Here is a 14,417-nt window from a genome sequence, read left to right as displayed (position 1 = left end):
TTAATCGGCAAGTGCGAGCTTACCGATAATATTGCGTTGTATCTGATTTGTACCTTCGACGATTTTAAGAACTTTGGCGTCTCTGAAATACCGGCCAATGGGGTATTCTGAGGAAATGCCCGCGGCTCCGAAAAGCTGAACCGCATTTTCTGCAACGGTCATGGCTGTATCGGTTGCGAACAGTTTAGACATGGCCGCCATTCCAGCCAGTTCATTGCCCCGCACGCCCGCATTGACCATCGCGGCCGCCTTATAAACCATTAACCGAGAAGCCTCTGTCTGGGTTTCCATATCCGCAATCATCCATCTCACACCCTGAAAGTCAGAGACTTGCTGACCGAAGGCGCGTCTTTGCTTGATGAAGTCCTTGGTATGATCGATTGCCCCTTGCGCCAATCCAACCGCCCGCGCGCCAATATAGGGGCGCGATTTATTGAACGCCTCCATAACAATTTTGAAGCCTTTTCCTTCTGGTCCCAATCGGGCGCTATCAGGAACGAAAACATCTTCCAAAAACAAAGAGTTTGATGGAACCCCCCGGGCTCCCATCTTGTCTTCTTTTTCACCGATTGTGAAACCCGGCGTATCCCGATCAATAATGAACATGTTAATGGAACCAGTGCCCGAAGCCTCTCCTACTTTCGCCGCGACAAGCACAAAATCAGATACTTCCGCATTCGTACACCAAATTTTTGCACCATTGATCACATAACCGCCCTCTGTTGGAACGGCACGGGTTTTAATTCCCGCAACATCTGATCCACTTTGTGGTTCTGTTGTTGAAAATGCGCCGCGCAAATCCCCGCTAGCGAGGCCCGTTAGATATTTATCTTTTTGCTCCTTTGACCCGCCGGCCAAAATCGCGCCGAACGGCAACCATTGAACCAGCAAAAGATAGGCTGTGTTGTAACAAACCCGCCCCAATTCCTCGATTGCCAGACAACATGAAACAGAATCCTCCGTACCGCCATATTCTTCAGGAAACGGCAGGGTGAACAGACCCAGACTTTTCAACAGATCGAACATATCCTGAGGATATTCAGCCGTTTTATCGATATCATTCGCGCGAGCCGCAACTTTTTCGCGAGCCACCCGACGAACCAATTCCTGGACCTGCCGTTGATCTTCAGTAAGTTCAAAGTTCATGTGTTTTTTTCTTTGCTGCTAAATGCCTGATAGACGCCGAAACGGCGTCATTATTCTCTGATGATATGAGAAAACAGGTTTGAGGCAATGCCTCGCCCTGTTTTATTGTTGTTTTTTATAAGTATGGCAAAGCTTTTTCTATTCATCCAATATATTATTACTTTAATTTTGATACATAATATGTATCAATCAACAAATGACAGATATCCGGCAAATCAGACACTTCATCGCAGTCGCAGAAGAAAAACACTTTCGCATCGCTGCCGAAAGACTTCATATGACGCAGCCTCCGCTTAGTCATTCCATAAAGAAGCTGGAGCAAACCCTTAATGTTACACTACTCACCCGGGCCAATCGATCCGTTACCTTAACCCCAGCCGGTGAGGTCTTCTTAAAAGGCGCTTATGAAATTCTTGAGAAACTGAACCAGGTAACAGAAGACACCCGCCGGGCATCTCAAGGGCTGACAGGACGACTGACTTTAGGCTTTGTTGGCTCTGCAATATATGAAGCCTTACCAGACACTGTCAGGCAATTTCGTCAAACTTTCCCCAATGTTGAGGTAGAGCTTGAAGAATTAAGTACCGTGGATCAGTTAGACGCTATCTCAAAAGGCAGTATTGACGCAGGCCTGTTGCGTCCTCCTGTTGCTGGACGTGGCCTGTTCGATCTCACGACCATCAGGCAGGAGAAGCTGATCGTCGTTATGCCACAATCTCACCCACAGGCCGATAAGAAAGCGGTCCGGTTAAGCAGCCTTTCAGAAGATGGATTTATCCTGTTTCCATTACAAACATCACCTAATCTGCATGCTCTGGTATTGCATGCTTGCCATCAGGCTGGTTTCACGCCCAGAATTAGTCAAACAGCATCCCAGATCCAGACACAAATCAGCCTGGTGTCTGCGGGGCTTGGGATTGCATTGGTGCCCCAATGTGTCCGTCAGGCCGTTCATAGCGGTGTTGTTTACAAGGATCTTGAAGGCGCGGACAAAGAGATTGAAACCCACATGGCTATTGCCTGCAAGCAGGGGCACAAAAACAGTTTGCTGACGGCCTTCATTGAATGTTGTCGTCCGTTCCCCACGGCAACGTGATTATTTGAAAATTGGCATTTCTGCTGATCTCCCCTAGTCTTTGCCTCAATCAAGGAAAACAGGGATCAAATCATGACATTAACGGCTCACCTATATTACTCTTTTCGCAGCCCTTATTCGTATCTTGGGACCAAGCAATATCGGCAATTAACCGAACAGTATGATCTCGATATTCTGGTAAAACCGGTTTACCCGATCGCAATCCGTACACCTGAATTTTTTGCCAAGATCGATCCAAACTGGATAGGCTATCTACTGCGGGACTGTGCGAGAGTTGCACAATACCGCGATTTGCCGTTCCGTTGGCCGCGACCCGACCCTGTCGTGATGGATAATAAGACCCGAAGCATATCTAAGGAGCAGCCCTACATACACAGACTGACCCGACTTGGTGTTCTTGCATCCGAATTGGGCAAAGGCATGGCTTTTATTGAACATGTTTCGGATGCAATTTGGGGCGGAGAAATAACCGACTGGCACTTACCCGAAAATCTGGCACCCGTTGTTGCTAAAGCTGGCCTGTCACTGTCAGAAATGGATGCAGAAATTCAAGCGAGAGAGCAAGATATGGAGCGCCAGATCAGTCAGCATCAGTCAGAATTGGAGGAAGCCGGTCATTGGGGCGTCCCAACACTCGTTTTTAATGGAGAGCCATTTTTTGGTCAGGATAGAATTGATCTCGCCGTTTGGCGGATGAAACATTCAGGTCTAACAAACCATTGAGGGCACCAGAAAGAAGCAGACCCTGATCGCCCCCAAGGCACGAATACCTACTCACCTTCTTTGAGTGCGCCGTAAATCTTTCATTTCATAAGGCTCGTCGAAAATATTCTCCAATTCGACGCCCGCCTTTTCCGCCCGAGAGCAGGAGGCGTAGACCATCGACGGAAATCCGGCTGCATATACCTTCCACCCTGCTAAGCTGGGGAAATCCTGAAAGGCTACTTCATCTGCACGCCCTTGACGAAAGCCTTCCCGGTAATAAGAACGGGACAAGCAGGGGAAATAATGAAACCCTTTGTGTTCCTGCTCGAGCTCTTTTAACGTTTCATGCAAATAGAAACCCGACATCTGATTGCTGGTGTAATACAATGCTATATGCCCCGTATGGCCATAAGATAACGCTGATCTTAATATTCCCATCAAGGATGCCAAGCCAGCACCACTCCCCAACAGTAATAGACTCTGATCCCGCCTCTCAGGACGATAATAGAATTGCCCGTGAGGCCCCTGTAAAAATAACGTTTCTCCAACTCGACAATCGGAATATAACCAATTGCTCAACTCACCGGCTGGACGCTTTTCGACATGGATCTCTAGGACGCCCGCCTCTGTTGGCAATCCGGCAAGCGTATAGCTTCTCAGAACACCGTCACTACGCCCTAGATTAACAAACTGGCCAGGGAGAAATTCAAAGTTCGGGTCAACACGGAGGGTTATCTGGCAGATCCTGTCCGACAACTGCCGTTTTTTGACAACCGTTGCTTCCTGAAAAAACGTATTTGTTTCCGGCGACGCCACCTCGAGATTATGCCTTAACGGGCATTTACAGGACAAAAAATATCCCGCTTTTGTCAATTCTTCGTCCAACCCATTTTGGGAAACGGGCAGCAAATCACCCTCTTTACAATGGAGAATACATCCCTGACATCGGCCTGTTTTACAGGAATGCGATATTTCCTCACCGGCCTTCAATAAAATGTCTAAAACGGTTTCTTTTTCATGCCCTTTATACGCGCGGCCATCAAAATTCAAAATAGGCATCTCCCCTCCCTCATGTTCAAAACAGGAATTAAAACGGAGAAAACTCAACATCTGTTTACTTGTTAAAAGTATAAATTTTGGTTTTTGTAGTGCGGCTGAGTATAGTTTGAAATCAGTTACATCAAATGATTTAGGTTTTTCAAATAAAAAGAAAAGGCTTCTTTTTTTTTCGAAAGGCCATGAAGCAGGCTTTCCTATTTCGAGTTAAAACCGAATACCGAATGAAAGGGCGCCAAAAACGGATGGATCATTCTGTCCGTCAAATTCGTTTGTTCGGTAAATTGCCGTATAACTTAGTCGATATCGATCATAGGTAAATGCAATCCCTGCATTCAAATCGGCAACAAAGTACTTTTTATCGACACTATGAGAGTCAGTAAAACTATTCCCGTCGAGAAAAATGTTTCGGGCGATCGCCCGCCCGTCAACACCTGCAAAAAGAAACCAGCTCCATGTGTTGGCCGGCGTATCAAAGTACCCCGTGCCGGGAAGCCCAGGCCGTACTCTGATCGGCGCATCCTGAGAAATACCATCATCTGGAGACAATTTTACCGTAAAGCCAGCGTTGGCAAAGGTATAAACATTCCCAAGAGTAGCACCAAAATGCGGGCTGACTGAGCCTTTGAACCCCAAAAAATTAGTGGACAACAAATCAGTATATCGGCGCTGCCACCCCAAAAGAAGTGCCGGTTCATTCTTGAGCTGATTAGACCAGCCTTTTGGGGTTGGACTGGACGGTGTGACATATTTATGAACAATTTTCTGAGACTGTTCTCCCAACGCCGCAGAACCGACGACGCCAAGGGACAGCTCCAACTCATCAACGTGATTTCCAGTGACGGTCACCAATCCCATGGAAGCATACAAATGAGCAGCCCAGGGTCTATCTTCCGGGTCCTGAGGACGTTCCGTTATCTCGCTTGGCGTATAAAGGTTCTGACCCAACGAATAGAACAATCCAGTCTGCTCGTTCAAACTAAAGGTCGGCATGAAATCCGCAACGACATGCGCAAACTCCGGGATTTCGAAATCAGTATCCAGATAACCAAGCCGGATACCACTTGTATAATTCTGGTCCGTGCCTTTATATCCAATCGAGTCATTCTCCACGACAACCGTAAAGATCGCTTCTTTCTGCGCAAGCGCTTCTTCGGCCATAGAAATGCCTGAAGCGAGCAAATAAATGCATGTGGAATAAAACAGGACCTTCATAACTGTCACACTCAAAATTGATTTCTCAAAGCCTGCCCCTAGATGCGTCTAAAGACACCTGGAAGTAAAGAAAAATAGTGATGATTTGTTTATTCAATAACCCCTGAAGCCTTCATCTTTTCAAGCGCTTCTCTGTCGTATCCAACTTCTGACAGAACGTCAAAACTATGCTCCCCCAGCAACGGGGCATGACACGTCGGTGCGGGCTGACTTTCAGACCAAAAAGCGGGAACCGCCATATCTCGAATTTTACCTTCAGAAGGGTGTTCACGTTCAATAAAAAACCCTGTTTGCGCAAGATGAACATCACCGAGCAGACTTTCCGGACTATTCATCGGCATTGCAGGAACATCCGCCAGATCGAACAGTGTCATCCATTCATCTGTCGTTCTGGTTTGCAAAAGCGCTGCCAACTCAGCATATATCTCAGCAATATGTTCTGTTCGTGTCGTAATAGAGGTAAAACGCGGATCCTGCTCCAGCACATCTTCTTTTCCCAGCGCTTTGTAAAAATCCCGCCAATGGCGATCCGTATAAATCATGGCGCAGATATAGCCGTCTTGTGTTGGATAAGGGCGCCTGTCTGGATTGAGCATCCGCTTGTAACCCGGCCTACCAATTGGCGGCAGAAAAGTCTCCCCTTCCATATGGTCTGCCAATATGAAGCTGACCATCATTTCGAACATTGGCAGATCCAGTTTTTGCCCTGTCCCTGTCCGGCTACGGTAATATAAAGCAGCGTTGATTTGACCTACCGCCCATAGCGCAACCCCCCGATCAACAATAGCTGAAGGGGCGTAGCGCGGTGCACCGCCATCCGCCATCTGCGCCAAGGCCGGGATCGATACCGCGCCCTGTATCAAATCGTCAAACGCCGGTTTTTTCGCATAGGGGCCGTTCTGGCCATAGCCATACAGCCCGGCATATATCAAAGACGGATTGATTTGCCTGACAGTTTCATAAGAAAGACCCAACCTTTCCATGACCTGAGGACGTCGATTATAAACAAGGATGTCTGCCTTTGCGATCAGACGTAATATTGCCGCGTGCCCTTCTTCAGTTTTCAGGTCAAGGACTAAACTCCGTTTGCTCCGATTGCAGTTAAGATAAATTGCGCCCATACCTAAATTTCTTGCAGCACCGATATATCGAACCGGATCCCCACCCGGCGCCTCAACTTTTATGACATCAGCCCCCATATCCCCCAGAATTTGAGTTGTATACGGTCCCATCAGCATATTGGTGAGATCAACAATTTTTATGTCTTCAAGCGGTTTTGGCATTCTATTTCTGTTCCATTTCTATTTTTATTCTTTGGAAAGTATTCGGAAAGTCTGCCAGACACCCCCCCTTAATCACAAGGAAATAGCTGAAGATCAGTATCGTTTTGTTATCGGCTGGACCAAAAAAAAGGCTGACCGGAGAACCGATCAGCCTTTGAGATAGTTCGCTTATAACACCGGGTCATGAACGAACTTTTGTATCAGACGCTGTCCTGCAGTGAGACTTGGATCGACAGACTACAAATGTAATCTTTAGTCGATAAACACTATCTCAGGCGGACAAGGCGGAACCATCCCCACATATGAGCACCGCCCCTAGCAACCCCTGATCTCTATATTTAATGAAATTAATGATCAAATAACAACATTTTTCCACATCAATTCGCCATCTAACAACAAAATACCTCATATTTTAGTTGAAACAACTTATAATTAAGACATGATATTTCATTCTTCACCCTTGAATAATCAGCACATTACCCTCCCCTAAAACAAATAAACCCAATACACTAAATCATGCTATAATTGCGCTTGCGTTGTAGTTTCCTGGTATCCCTAAAACTAAGGAGAATGAGCGTGTATAAAATACTCTCAATAGACGGCGGAGGAATTCGAGGCGTTATTCCAGCAGTCCTTCTACAATATTTGGAAGCAGAATCCGGAAAAGCGATTGCGGACCTATTCGATCTAATCGTCGGAACCTCAACAGGCGGGATCCTTGCGGCAGGCGCGACTGCTCCCGATGCCACAGGAAAACCGAAATACTCGGCCACTGACCTTCTTAAGATTTATGAAGATCATGGCTCGGAAATATTCAGCCGAAGTTTTTGGAAAGGTGTTGTTTCAGCTGGGGGGATGACAGACGAACAATATGATGAAGAAGCTTTGGAAAACCTTCTTGATCGGTATTTTGGAACAACGACACTGAAAGACTGCCTGAAACCCGTTATTCTCACTTCCTATGATATTGAGGCTCGGGCCCCTTATTTCTTCAAGAGCCGCCAGGCCTTGAAAACTGATACAAGAAATCATTTTTTAAAGGATGCCGCACGGGCAACCAGCGCCGCGCCCACCTATTTTGAGCCTGAAATGGTCAAGACAGAACCCGATACCGGTTTAAAGCGCGCGCTCATTGACGGCGGGGTCTTTGTCAATAATCCGGCCATGTGCGCCTATACCGAAGCTGTCTCTGAGGGGGAGGATCCTTCTGACATGTTGCTGGTATCGCTTGGAACCGGAATCACAACGCGAAAAATTCCATTCGACGACGCAAAAGACTGGGGCGCATTAGGCTGGGTTCGGCCCATAATCAGTGTGATGATGGACGGAACAGCAGATGCAACAGATTTTCATTTGGATTTGATCCTGGGCGGAAAACGCAAACAAAATTCACAGCGCTATTTCCGTTTTGACAAACATCTCACCCACGCACTGGATGATATGGACGCGGCCCACAGTGCCAACATTCAAGCGCTCAAAAAAGAAGGAAGTTCAATTATTGATGATAATAAGCAGGAATTGGAAAAGCTGATAAACCTGCTGACGTAAAAACCCGGGTCGCACCGTTAAACAAGTAAATCTGGCCGGATTTTATCCGGCCAGTTGCTTCCCGAGTTTTTCGGTCAACCTGTTTTCAATTTCAGTCAGATATTCTTCCACTGATATCTTGAATTCCGATGTCACTTCAAGGTCACGATCTTCAAAAACATCCCGTTCAGGGTAGGTAGACTGCCATTCAATAATTTTCTGATCACGTTCAAGGATTAACTGCCGAATAACCGGTTTATAAAGCCGGATCAACGCCGTTAGCCAAATATTCACAGGCCATGAAGGTTGTGCAACATCGATTTCAAAACGGTCAACAAACGCAACAACGTCTTCGGCTGCATACCAGTTTTCAGCAGTAACCCAACGATTTGTGGTAAACAGCGACAGGGGAAATCCTCTATTATCCATTGAAACGGCTATCAAGTGACAAATGTTATCATCCCGTTCGTCCATATAGGACATATGCGACTGCCCTGAAACAGGTTCTTCGCCCGCCGTCATTCCATCTGATCTTAAAAAAGTATGGAAATGCCCATGCTCCCCATCTCTATGCGCATGATAATAATATTGCGAATGAGTTTCCGGATCAAAAACATCTCCGGGCGGGTAATGCTCCATTTCGTAGAATGTGTCGTGACACTTGATCAACTCCCCCACAATATTATCACTGGTTTTTGCAAGGACACGGTAACAATTCAGAACATATTGACCGGCTTCCGCCATTTCTTCCAATTCAAGTATCGTCAATTTGTCCCAATCCAACATCGTTACCTCTAATCAAATAACTTACTCAGACAATCACGCGAGCTACAAAACAGCCCGCGTGACAAATGTGCCCCGAAAGAACCTCTAATGACAACGGCTCTTTTAGAATGAAGGGGTAATTAATTTTTCTTGGCTGCACATGGATTGCATGGATTACAGGGGTTCTTCTTGGCGGCACAAGGGTTGCAAGGGTTACAGGCATTTTTCTTTGCAGCACAAGGATTACATGGGTTCTTTGCCGCACATGGGTTGCATGGGTTTTTCTTTGCTTTGCAAGGGCTGCAAGACGCAATAACAACGCCATCCAACGAGACTGCTTTAGCCGCTGGTGCCGCAACGATTGTCGCTGCAGACAAGGCGGTTAGACCAACTGCTGTTACTGTAAGGGATTTTTTCAACATTTCTTTTTCCTCGAATAAAACCTGTAGACTGATGACCGCCTGAAACCCGGAATACCCCGGATGCCGCGGATGAAAACGTCTCTAACGTTCAACTAGAAACAATAGAAAACGATCGTTTACCTTATTGAACTGGAATAAATTCTCTCATTTTCTGGAGTTGACTATGGCAGATGAAAGCCGCCCTCTCTAATAACGTTGTTTCACATAATTGTGACAGTTTGAGAGCACAGAAAACATGTGTTCCAGCCATCTTTCAGGTCTTGAATTCCAGACCAATAAAATGGAAAAAAGAGATGTATTTTCAGTTGTCCTTTACGACAAGCTTATAGTCAGGCGTCGTGTTCAGCGGACAGGAAAACAAATAGTCACCGGGTTTTAACGTTACTTTGTAGTCTTTGGTTGCCCCGGTCACCAAACCACCACCGGATACACTAATTTTGTTCAGTTTATGCAGCGGGTTTGCCCAGTTATAATCTTCCTCACGCAACCAAAACCCTAATTCATAAGGAACATTTTTGTTGGAAACCCTAAAAATATAGTCCCCCGGCTTCAAGGTGATAACCTTGGAACTCGCAACCCTTTCTTTTGCCGATTTAAGATTTATCGCCTCACAGTCCGCCTTACTTTGAGAGAGATATCCCTGATCATTTTCAACGTCCAGAAACTGACACGGAACTTGCGTTAATTCAATCACCTGAGGGGCGGCAACAGCCGCGGTGATAGAGCCGCCCAAAATGATCCCAACGACAGGAAGTACGCCCACTGCGCTCCACGTCATCAATTTTCTATAATTCATTATTCTCGTCCTTTTTTAATTCAGTTCAGTTGAAAATACTGGCGAATTTTCGTTCCAATCCAGTTCCCTGGAAAGGCACATAAAATCCAAACCCAACCATGCAAACTTGTCGACCCGGCACCGCTGATGAACGCTCCAATATTGCAGCCATATGCCAGACGCGCACCGTATCCCAGCATCAGCCCTCCAACGATGGCGGCAATCAATGGTCCCAAACGCCGATCCCATTTCGCTGACCTTTTCCTGCTCATCAGCATTGCAGCCGTGGCCCCGATCATTATCCCGACATTCATGACAGAAGTTGTGTCATGCCAAACTGATTGACGAAGCGCACCGGAGGCAAAACCATCCGCCCAAAAAACACTTGTCGCCGGATCCCATCCCAGAAAGGTTGCGACTTTGGCACCCCAAAGTGTAAATCCCCATGTAATGGACCAAGGGTGCCCGGCTGTCACCAGCGTGAGCCAGTTTAAAACGGCTAATGATACGGCAGCCCAAATCAATGGCCACGGGCCTTTCAATAACACGGTCCAGTAAGGGCCAGTCCTCACGCTTTCATTGGGCAGGCTTTCTTTTTCTTGGGTTCGGTATTTCTGCAGCGTAAAATATAAAAGCCCTAAGAACGCCAGCTGGATTGGTACAGCAAGTTCCCAGCCCACAACACCTGCCAATGAAATTGCTGGAAGAGAAGGCAATGACTGCCACCAATTCAGATCGAGGCTGCCCCAAAATGCTCCCGCACAGAAGAAAACGAGGACAATCATCATTCTTGGATTGCCTGACCCCGCAGTATAAAGACTGCCCGACGCGCAAGCCCCGCCGAGTTGCATTCCAATCCCAAAGATAAAAGCCCCGAACGCCATGCCGACGCCCGCGGGCGCAATCGCACCGGTGACCGGTGCATCAAATGCAAACCCTTGCGACAAGACAGGTGCAAACAGGATCGTTGTTAATGCAACCAGCAATAAATGACTGTCTATTCCGCTTACCTGCCGGTGCGTAAAGAATTTCCGGTAGGCCGCGCTAAAACTATAAGAAGCATGATAAAGGGTTAGCCCCATAGCCAAGGCGATCACAAAAAATACAAAAGCGTCACGTTTGGCGAAGGTAAAAAAGAAGCCCGTCAACATCACTGCCGTCACGGCCATAACGGCTGCAAATCGGCGCGACCCTGGTATATCTAGATGACTATCAATCGCCATTTAACGACCCTTTTCCGCACCTGAATAGCGGTACCGATCAGGACAGCATGTCCGACGACCGGTATTGAGCCAATGTAAGGGAAGACCTGTTCACATACAGTTCAATTTGCCGAGAGCAGCGTTCCAACGACCATGCCGAAGTGAAAATCAGATTTACGATCCGAAAGTTTGTTTATCTATTTACGCTGTATTTCAACATCACGATGCAGATAAACACTCATAATCAAACCGAATCCAACCAACAGGGTTAGCATTGAAGTCCCACCATATGAGATCAACGGAAGCGGCACACCAACGACTGGCACCAGCCCCATCACCATGGCAATATTGATAAACACATACAGGAAAAAGACGCCTGTCATGCCGACAGCCATCAGCTTTCCAAATTGATTACGAGAGCGATACGCAATGGCATATCCATAGGCAATCAGCAGAATATAAAGCGAAAACAGGATCAACCCGCCAACCAAACCAAATTCCTCTGCCAGCATGCTAAAAATAAAGTCGGTCCGCATTTCAGGTAGATAATTCAGGTGACTTTGGGTCCCTTGAACAAGCCCTTTTCCAAAAACACCACCCGATCCCAATGCAATTTTTGACTGCATAATATGGTAACCCGCCCCCAGCGGATCGGATTCCGGATTGAGAAAAATCAGAATTCGTTTCTTTTGATATTCATACAAAAACTGATAAGCGAAAAATGCACTTGGAACAGCGATCCCGATAACGGCACCAAACATCCACATGCTAACACCCGCGCAAAAGAAAACGATCCCGGCACCGGCAACAAGCAGGAGTGTTGTTCCCAGATCAGGCTGACGTAAAACCAAAGCCGCGGGCATCGCAATCAAGATTAATGGCACAATAAGCCAGCGAATACGCCGGACGTCATCCATTGACAAGCCATGGAAGTAGCGCGCCATCGCCATAATCAGGGTAATTTTCACAACTTCGGACGGCTGCACCTGAATGGGACCAATCTCAACCCACCGTTTGGCGCCCATACCGACGACCCCCATAATTTCAACGGCACCTAACATCAAAAGTGAAATAGCATATAGTGGATACGCCAACTTTAACCAGATGCGAATATCGACCAACGCCACGATGAACATAATAACCATGCCGGCCGCAAACCGCATCATCTGCCGAGAGGCCCAAGGTTCAATACTGCCATTTGCAGCGGAATACAGCATCACAAAGCCAACGGAGGCGACAGCGCAAATCAAAAGGACAAAGCCCCAGTTCATGTCCCAGATTTTTCGCGCCAGTGGCAAATTCTGTTCCGGCGCACCGATTTCCCTAAGCATCCGTTTCCCCCTTCTTCTGGGGTTTATTAACAAATTTGGAGCGGTCTTTATTCCGAACTGGATCCAGTCTCAATGCTGCTTTCAACAAATCTCTGGCAATTGGGGCCGCAGCTTTCGATCCGCTGCCGCCATGTTCAACAATCACTGATACCGCGTAACGCGGCTCATCATACGGAGCGTATGCAACAAAAAGAGCATGATCCCGCTCCTTCCACGCACGCTCACTCGATTTTAACACCCCGGTCAACCGTTCTTTCTTTGAAATTCGGCGGACCTGTGCGGTTCCTGACTTGCCCGCCATTTCCCAGCCTTCAACCTTGATCTTGGAACCACGCCCTGTCCCGCGTTTTCCGTTGACCACATCAAACATACCGGCCTGAACATACCGAAGGAACGTCTTGTTGAGCCCCATATCCGCCGGTTCTTCTGTCTGGATGGGATTGTCAGCCTGCTCCATACTGTTTTTTACCAATCGTGGCGTCACGGCCTTACCACCGTTTGCCAGCCGAGCGGTCATCACCGCCAATTGCAAAGGGGTCGACAAGACATATCCCTGTCCAATCCCTGCATTAAACGTGTCCCCAACCTGCCAGCGCTCGCCTCGAACTGCTCGCTTCCAATCTGTTGTTGGTATTAGGCCTGATTTTTCTCCACGAAGATCCAGACCCAATTTTTCGCCCAAACCAAAGCGATTGGACATCTCGGCAATCTTGTCTATGCCGACCTTCCGAGCGATATCGTAAAAGAATACATCGCAGGACTGTTCGATGGATTCACGCAGATTGAGCTTTCCATGCCCGCCGCGTTTCCAACAATGGAATTTATGGTTTCCAAGCTTTGTCGAGCCGTTGCAATAAACCTCATGGTCCATTGTTATTGCCCCGTTTTCCAATGCCGCCAGGGCAACGATCATTTTGAACGTAGAACCCGGAGGATATTGTCCGGCAACGGCTTTATTCCCAAGAGGCCTCTTAGGGTTTCCTTGAAGAGCTTTCCAATCCTTTGTGCTGATACCCGTTGTAAAGCTATTGGGATCGAAGCTTGGAACAGACACCATCGACAACACATCGCCCGTGTGAATATCAATCACTACAGCGGCCGCACTCTCTTCGCCCATTCGTTCAACGGTATATTTTTGCAACTCAGCGTCAATCGTCAGGACCAGATCATTTCCCGGGCGCCCTTCCTGACGATCCAGTTCACGAATGACCCGGCCATAGGCGTTTGCTTCCACACGACTTGTACCTGCGGTGCCGCGCAGTGGCAGGTCATAAAATTTTTCAATCCCGTTTTTGCCAATTCGAAAGCCCGGCAGCTCCAGCAAAGGATCTGGCTCCAGATTTTTAAGGTCCCGCTCCGAAACAGCGCCAACATATCCGACCGTATGCGCAAAAAGAGGGCCATAGGGGTAATAACGGGTTTGACCGACGTCCAGTTGAATACCCGGTAATTCAGGACTATGAACATTGATCCGTGCAAACTCTTCCCAGCTAAGATTATCCATCACCGTGATTGGAACGAAACCACGCTTGCGTTTTGTTTCTTTTAGAACCCGCACACGATCCTGCTCTGGAACAGGAACCAATTCTGACAACCGGTCCAAAGTCTGCTCTACGCTATCTGTCTGTTCGCGGATCAAAACAACCTGATAATTTTGCCGATTACTTGCTATTTCATCGCCAAATCGATCCAATATCCGACCTCGCAATGGCGCCAGCAAACGGATATTCATTCGATTTTCGTCCGCCATCATCGTATATTCATTGGATTGAATAACTTGCAGATAATACAGGCGCCCTGCCAGAACCGACATCAACGCAGCCTGTCCGCCTGCCATCATTAATGATCGTCGGGTGAATAATTTAGCTTTTTCCTTGCTACTTTTACCGCGCAT

General features: G+C 47.3%; 13 protein-coding genes. 4 read left to right on the top strand and 9 right to left on the bottom strand.

What is annotated here, in order from left to right:
• Positions 1–1,146 (bottom strand): acyl-CoA dehydrogenase family protein, encoded by a 1,146-nt coding sequence (locus OIR97_RS06150; protein WP_169544706.1) that lies wholly within the window; start codon positions 1,144–1,146, stop codon positions 1–3.
• 196 nt (positions 1,147–1,342) lie between these two features.
• On the opposite strand from OIR97_RS06150, the gene OIR97_RS06145 reads away from it, so the two are divergent.
• Both OIR97_RS06145 and OIR97_RS06140 read left to right on the top strand, forming a co-directional pair.
• A complete protein-coding gene (locus OIR97_RS06145; protein WP_169544705.1) occupies positions 1,343–2,242 on the top strand; it encodes a LysR family transcriptional regulator in 900 nt (299 codons plus the stop codon).
• A 72-nt stretch (positions 2,243–2,314) separates the two neighbouring features.
• A complete protein-coding gene (locus OIR97_RS06140; RefSeq protein WP_169544704.1) occupies positions 2,315–2,965 on the top strand; it encodes a 2-hydroxychromene-2-carboxylate isomerase in 651 nt (216 codons plus the stop codon).
• A 51-nt stretch (positions 2,966–3,016) separates the two neighbouring features.
• Here OIR97_RS06140 and OIR97_RS06135 read toward each other — a convergent pair whose 3' ends face one another.
• The 3 genes from OIR97_RS06135 to OIR97_RS06125 all read right to left on the bottom strand — a co-directional run bounded on the left by OIR97_RS06135 (position 3,017) and on the right by OIR97_RS06125 (position 6,501).
• On the bottom strand, positions 3,017–4,006 hold the full coding sequence (locus tag OIR97_RS06135) for an FAD-binding oxidoreductase (RefSeq protein ID WP_169544703.1): 990 nt from the start codon (positions 4,004–4,006) through the stop codon (positions 3,017–3,019).
• 204 nt (positions 4,007–4,210) lie between these two features.
• Complete coding sequence (locus OIR97_RS06130) at positions 4,211–5,164, bottom strand: lipid A deacylase LpxR family protein (RefSeq protein ID WP_169544702.1); 954 nt, start codon at positions 5,162–5,164, stop codon at positions 4,211–4,213.
• Between the two features lie 143 nt (positions 5,165–5,307).
• A complete protein-coding gene (locus OIR97_RS06125) occupies positions 5,308–6,501 on the bottom strand; it encodes a CaiB/BaiF CoA transferase family protein (protein WP_169544701.1) in 1,194 nt (397 codons plus the stop codon).
• Between the two features lie 576 nt (positions 6,502–7,077).
• Here OIR97_RS06125 and OIR97_RS06120 point away from each other — a divergent pair.
• On the top strand, positions 7,078–8,049 hold the full coding sequence (locus OIR97_RS06120; RefSeq protein WP_169544700.1) for a patatin-like phospholipase family protein: 972 nt from the start codon (positions 7,078–7,080) through the stop codon (positions 8,047–8,049).
• Between the two features lie 42 nt (positions 8,050–8,091).
• Here OIR97_RS06120 and OIR97_RS06115 read toward each other — a convergent pair whose 3' ends face one another.
• Positions 8,092–8,814, bottom strand: coding sequence for a DUF6969 family protein (locus OIR97_RS06115; protein ID WP_169544699.1), 723 nt, complete (start codon positions 8,812–8,814; stop codon positions 8,092–8,094).
• A gap of 129 nt (positions 8,815–8,943) precedes the next feature.
• Here OIR97_RS06115 and OIR97_RS06110 point away from each other — a divergent pair, with 129 nt between their 5' ends.
• Positions 8,944–9,258 carry a hypothetical protein gene (locus OIR97_RS06110; RefSeq protein WP_219821752.1) on the top strand — a complete coding sequence of 105 codons (315 nt, stop codon included), beginning with the start codon at positions 8,944–8,946 and terminating at the stop codon, positions 9,256–9,258.
• 258 nt (positions 9,259–9,516) lie between these two features.
• Here the strand turns inward: OIR97_RS06110 and OIR97_RS06105 are convergent, their stop codons facing one another.
• The 4 genes from OIR97_RS06105 to mrdA form a co-directional block, all read right to left on the bottom strand.
• Positions 9,517–10,011: a hypothetical protein gene (locus tag OIR97_RS06105; RefSeq protein WP_219821673.1), complete on the bottom strand. Its 495-nt coding sequence runs from the start codon at positions 10,009–10,011 to the stop codon at positions 9,517–9,519.
• A gap of 20 nt (positions 10,012–10,031) precedes the next feature.
• Positions 10,032–11,213: a YeeE/YedE family protein gene (locus tag OIR97_RS06100; RefSeq protein WP_169544698.1), complete on the bottom strand. Its 1,182-nt coding sequence runs from the start codon at positions 11,211–11,213 to the stop codon at positions 10,032–10,034.
• Between the two features lie 176 nt (positions 11,214–11,389).
• A complete protein-coding gene (gene rodA / locus OIR97_RS06095) occupies positions 11,390–12,523 on the bottom strand; it encodes a rod shape-determining protein RodA (protein ID WP_169544697.1) in 1,134 nt (377 codons plus the stop codon).
• Entirely contained in the window at positions 12,516–14,417 is a 1,902-nt protein-coding gene (gene mrdA / locus OIR97_RS06090; protein ID WP_169544696.1) for a penicillin-binding protein 2, read from the bottom strand. The genes rodA and mrdA overlap by 8 nt, the downstream gene beginning before the upstream one ends.

This window comes from Sneathiella aquimaris (assembly GCF_026409565.1).
Classification (GTDB): Bacteria; Pseudomonadota; Alphaproteobacteria; order Sneathiellales; family Sneathiellaceae; genus Sneathiella; species Sneathiella aquimaris.
Note: the sequence above shows the minus strand (reverse complement) of the source record. Positions and strands in the feature narration are given on the sequence as shown.

Excerpts from the sequence above, each read along its gene's own strand:
- OIR97_RS06150 (WP_169544706.1), bottom strand. The coding sequence starts at position 1,146 with ATGAACTTTGAACTTACTGAAGATCAACGGCAGGTCCAGGAATTGGTT.
- OIR97_RS06125 (WP_169544701.1), bottom strand. The coding sequence starts at position 6,501 with ATGCCAAAACCGCTTGAAGACATAAAAATTGTTGATCTCACCAATATG.
- OIR97_RS06140 (WP_169544704.1), top strand. The coding sequence starts at position 2,315 with ATGACATTAACGGCTCACCTATATTACTCTTTTCGCAGCCCTTATTCG.
- mrdA (WP_169544696.1), bottom strand. The coding sequence starts at position 14,417 with ATGCGCGGTAAAAGTAGCAAGGAAAAAGCTAAATTATTCACCCGACGA.
- OIR97_RS06135 (WP_169544703.1), bottom strand. The coding sequence starts at position 4,006 with ATGCCTATTTTGAATTTTGATGGCCGCGCGTATAAAGGGCATGAAAAA.
- rodA (WP_169544697.1), bottom strand. The coding sequence starts at position 12,523 with ATGCTTAGGGAAATCGGTGCGCCGGAACAGAATTTGCCACTGGCGCGA.
- OIR97_RS06145 (WP_169544705.1), top strand. The coding sequence starts at position 1,343 with ATGACAGATATCCGGCAAATCAGACACTTCATCGCAGTCGCAGAAGAA.
- OIR97_RS06115 (WP_169544699.1), bottom strand. The coding sequence starts at position 8,814 with ATGTTGGATTGGGACAAATTGACGATACTTGAATTGGAAGAAATGGCG.
- OIR97_RS06105 (WP_219821673.1), bottom strand. The coding sequence starts at position 10,011 with ATGAATTATAGAAAATTGATGACGTGGAGCGCAGTGGGCGTACTTCCT.
- OIR97_RS06100 (WP_169544698.1), bottom strand. The coding sequence starts at position 11,213 with ATGGCGATTGATAGTCATCTAGATATACCAGGGTCGCGCCGATTTGCA.
- OIR97_RS06130 (WP_169544702.1), bottom strand. The coding sequence starts at position 5,164 with ATGGCCGAAGAAGCGCTTGCGCAGAAAGAAGCGATCTTTACGGTTGTC.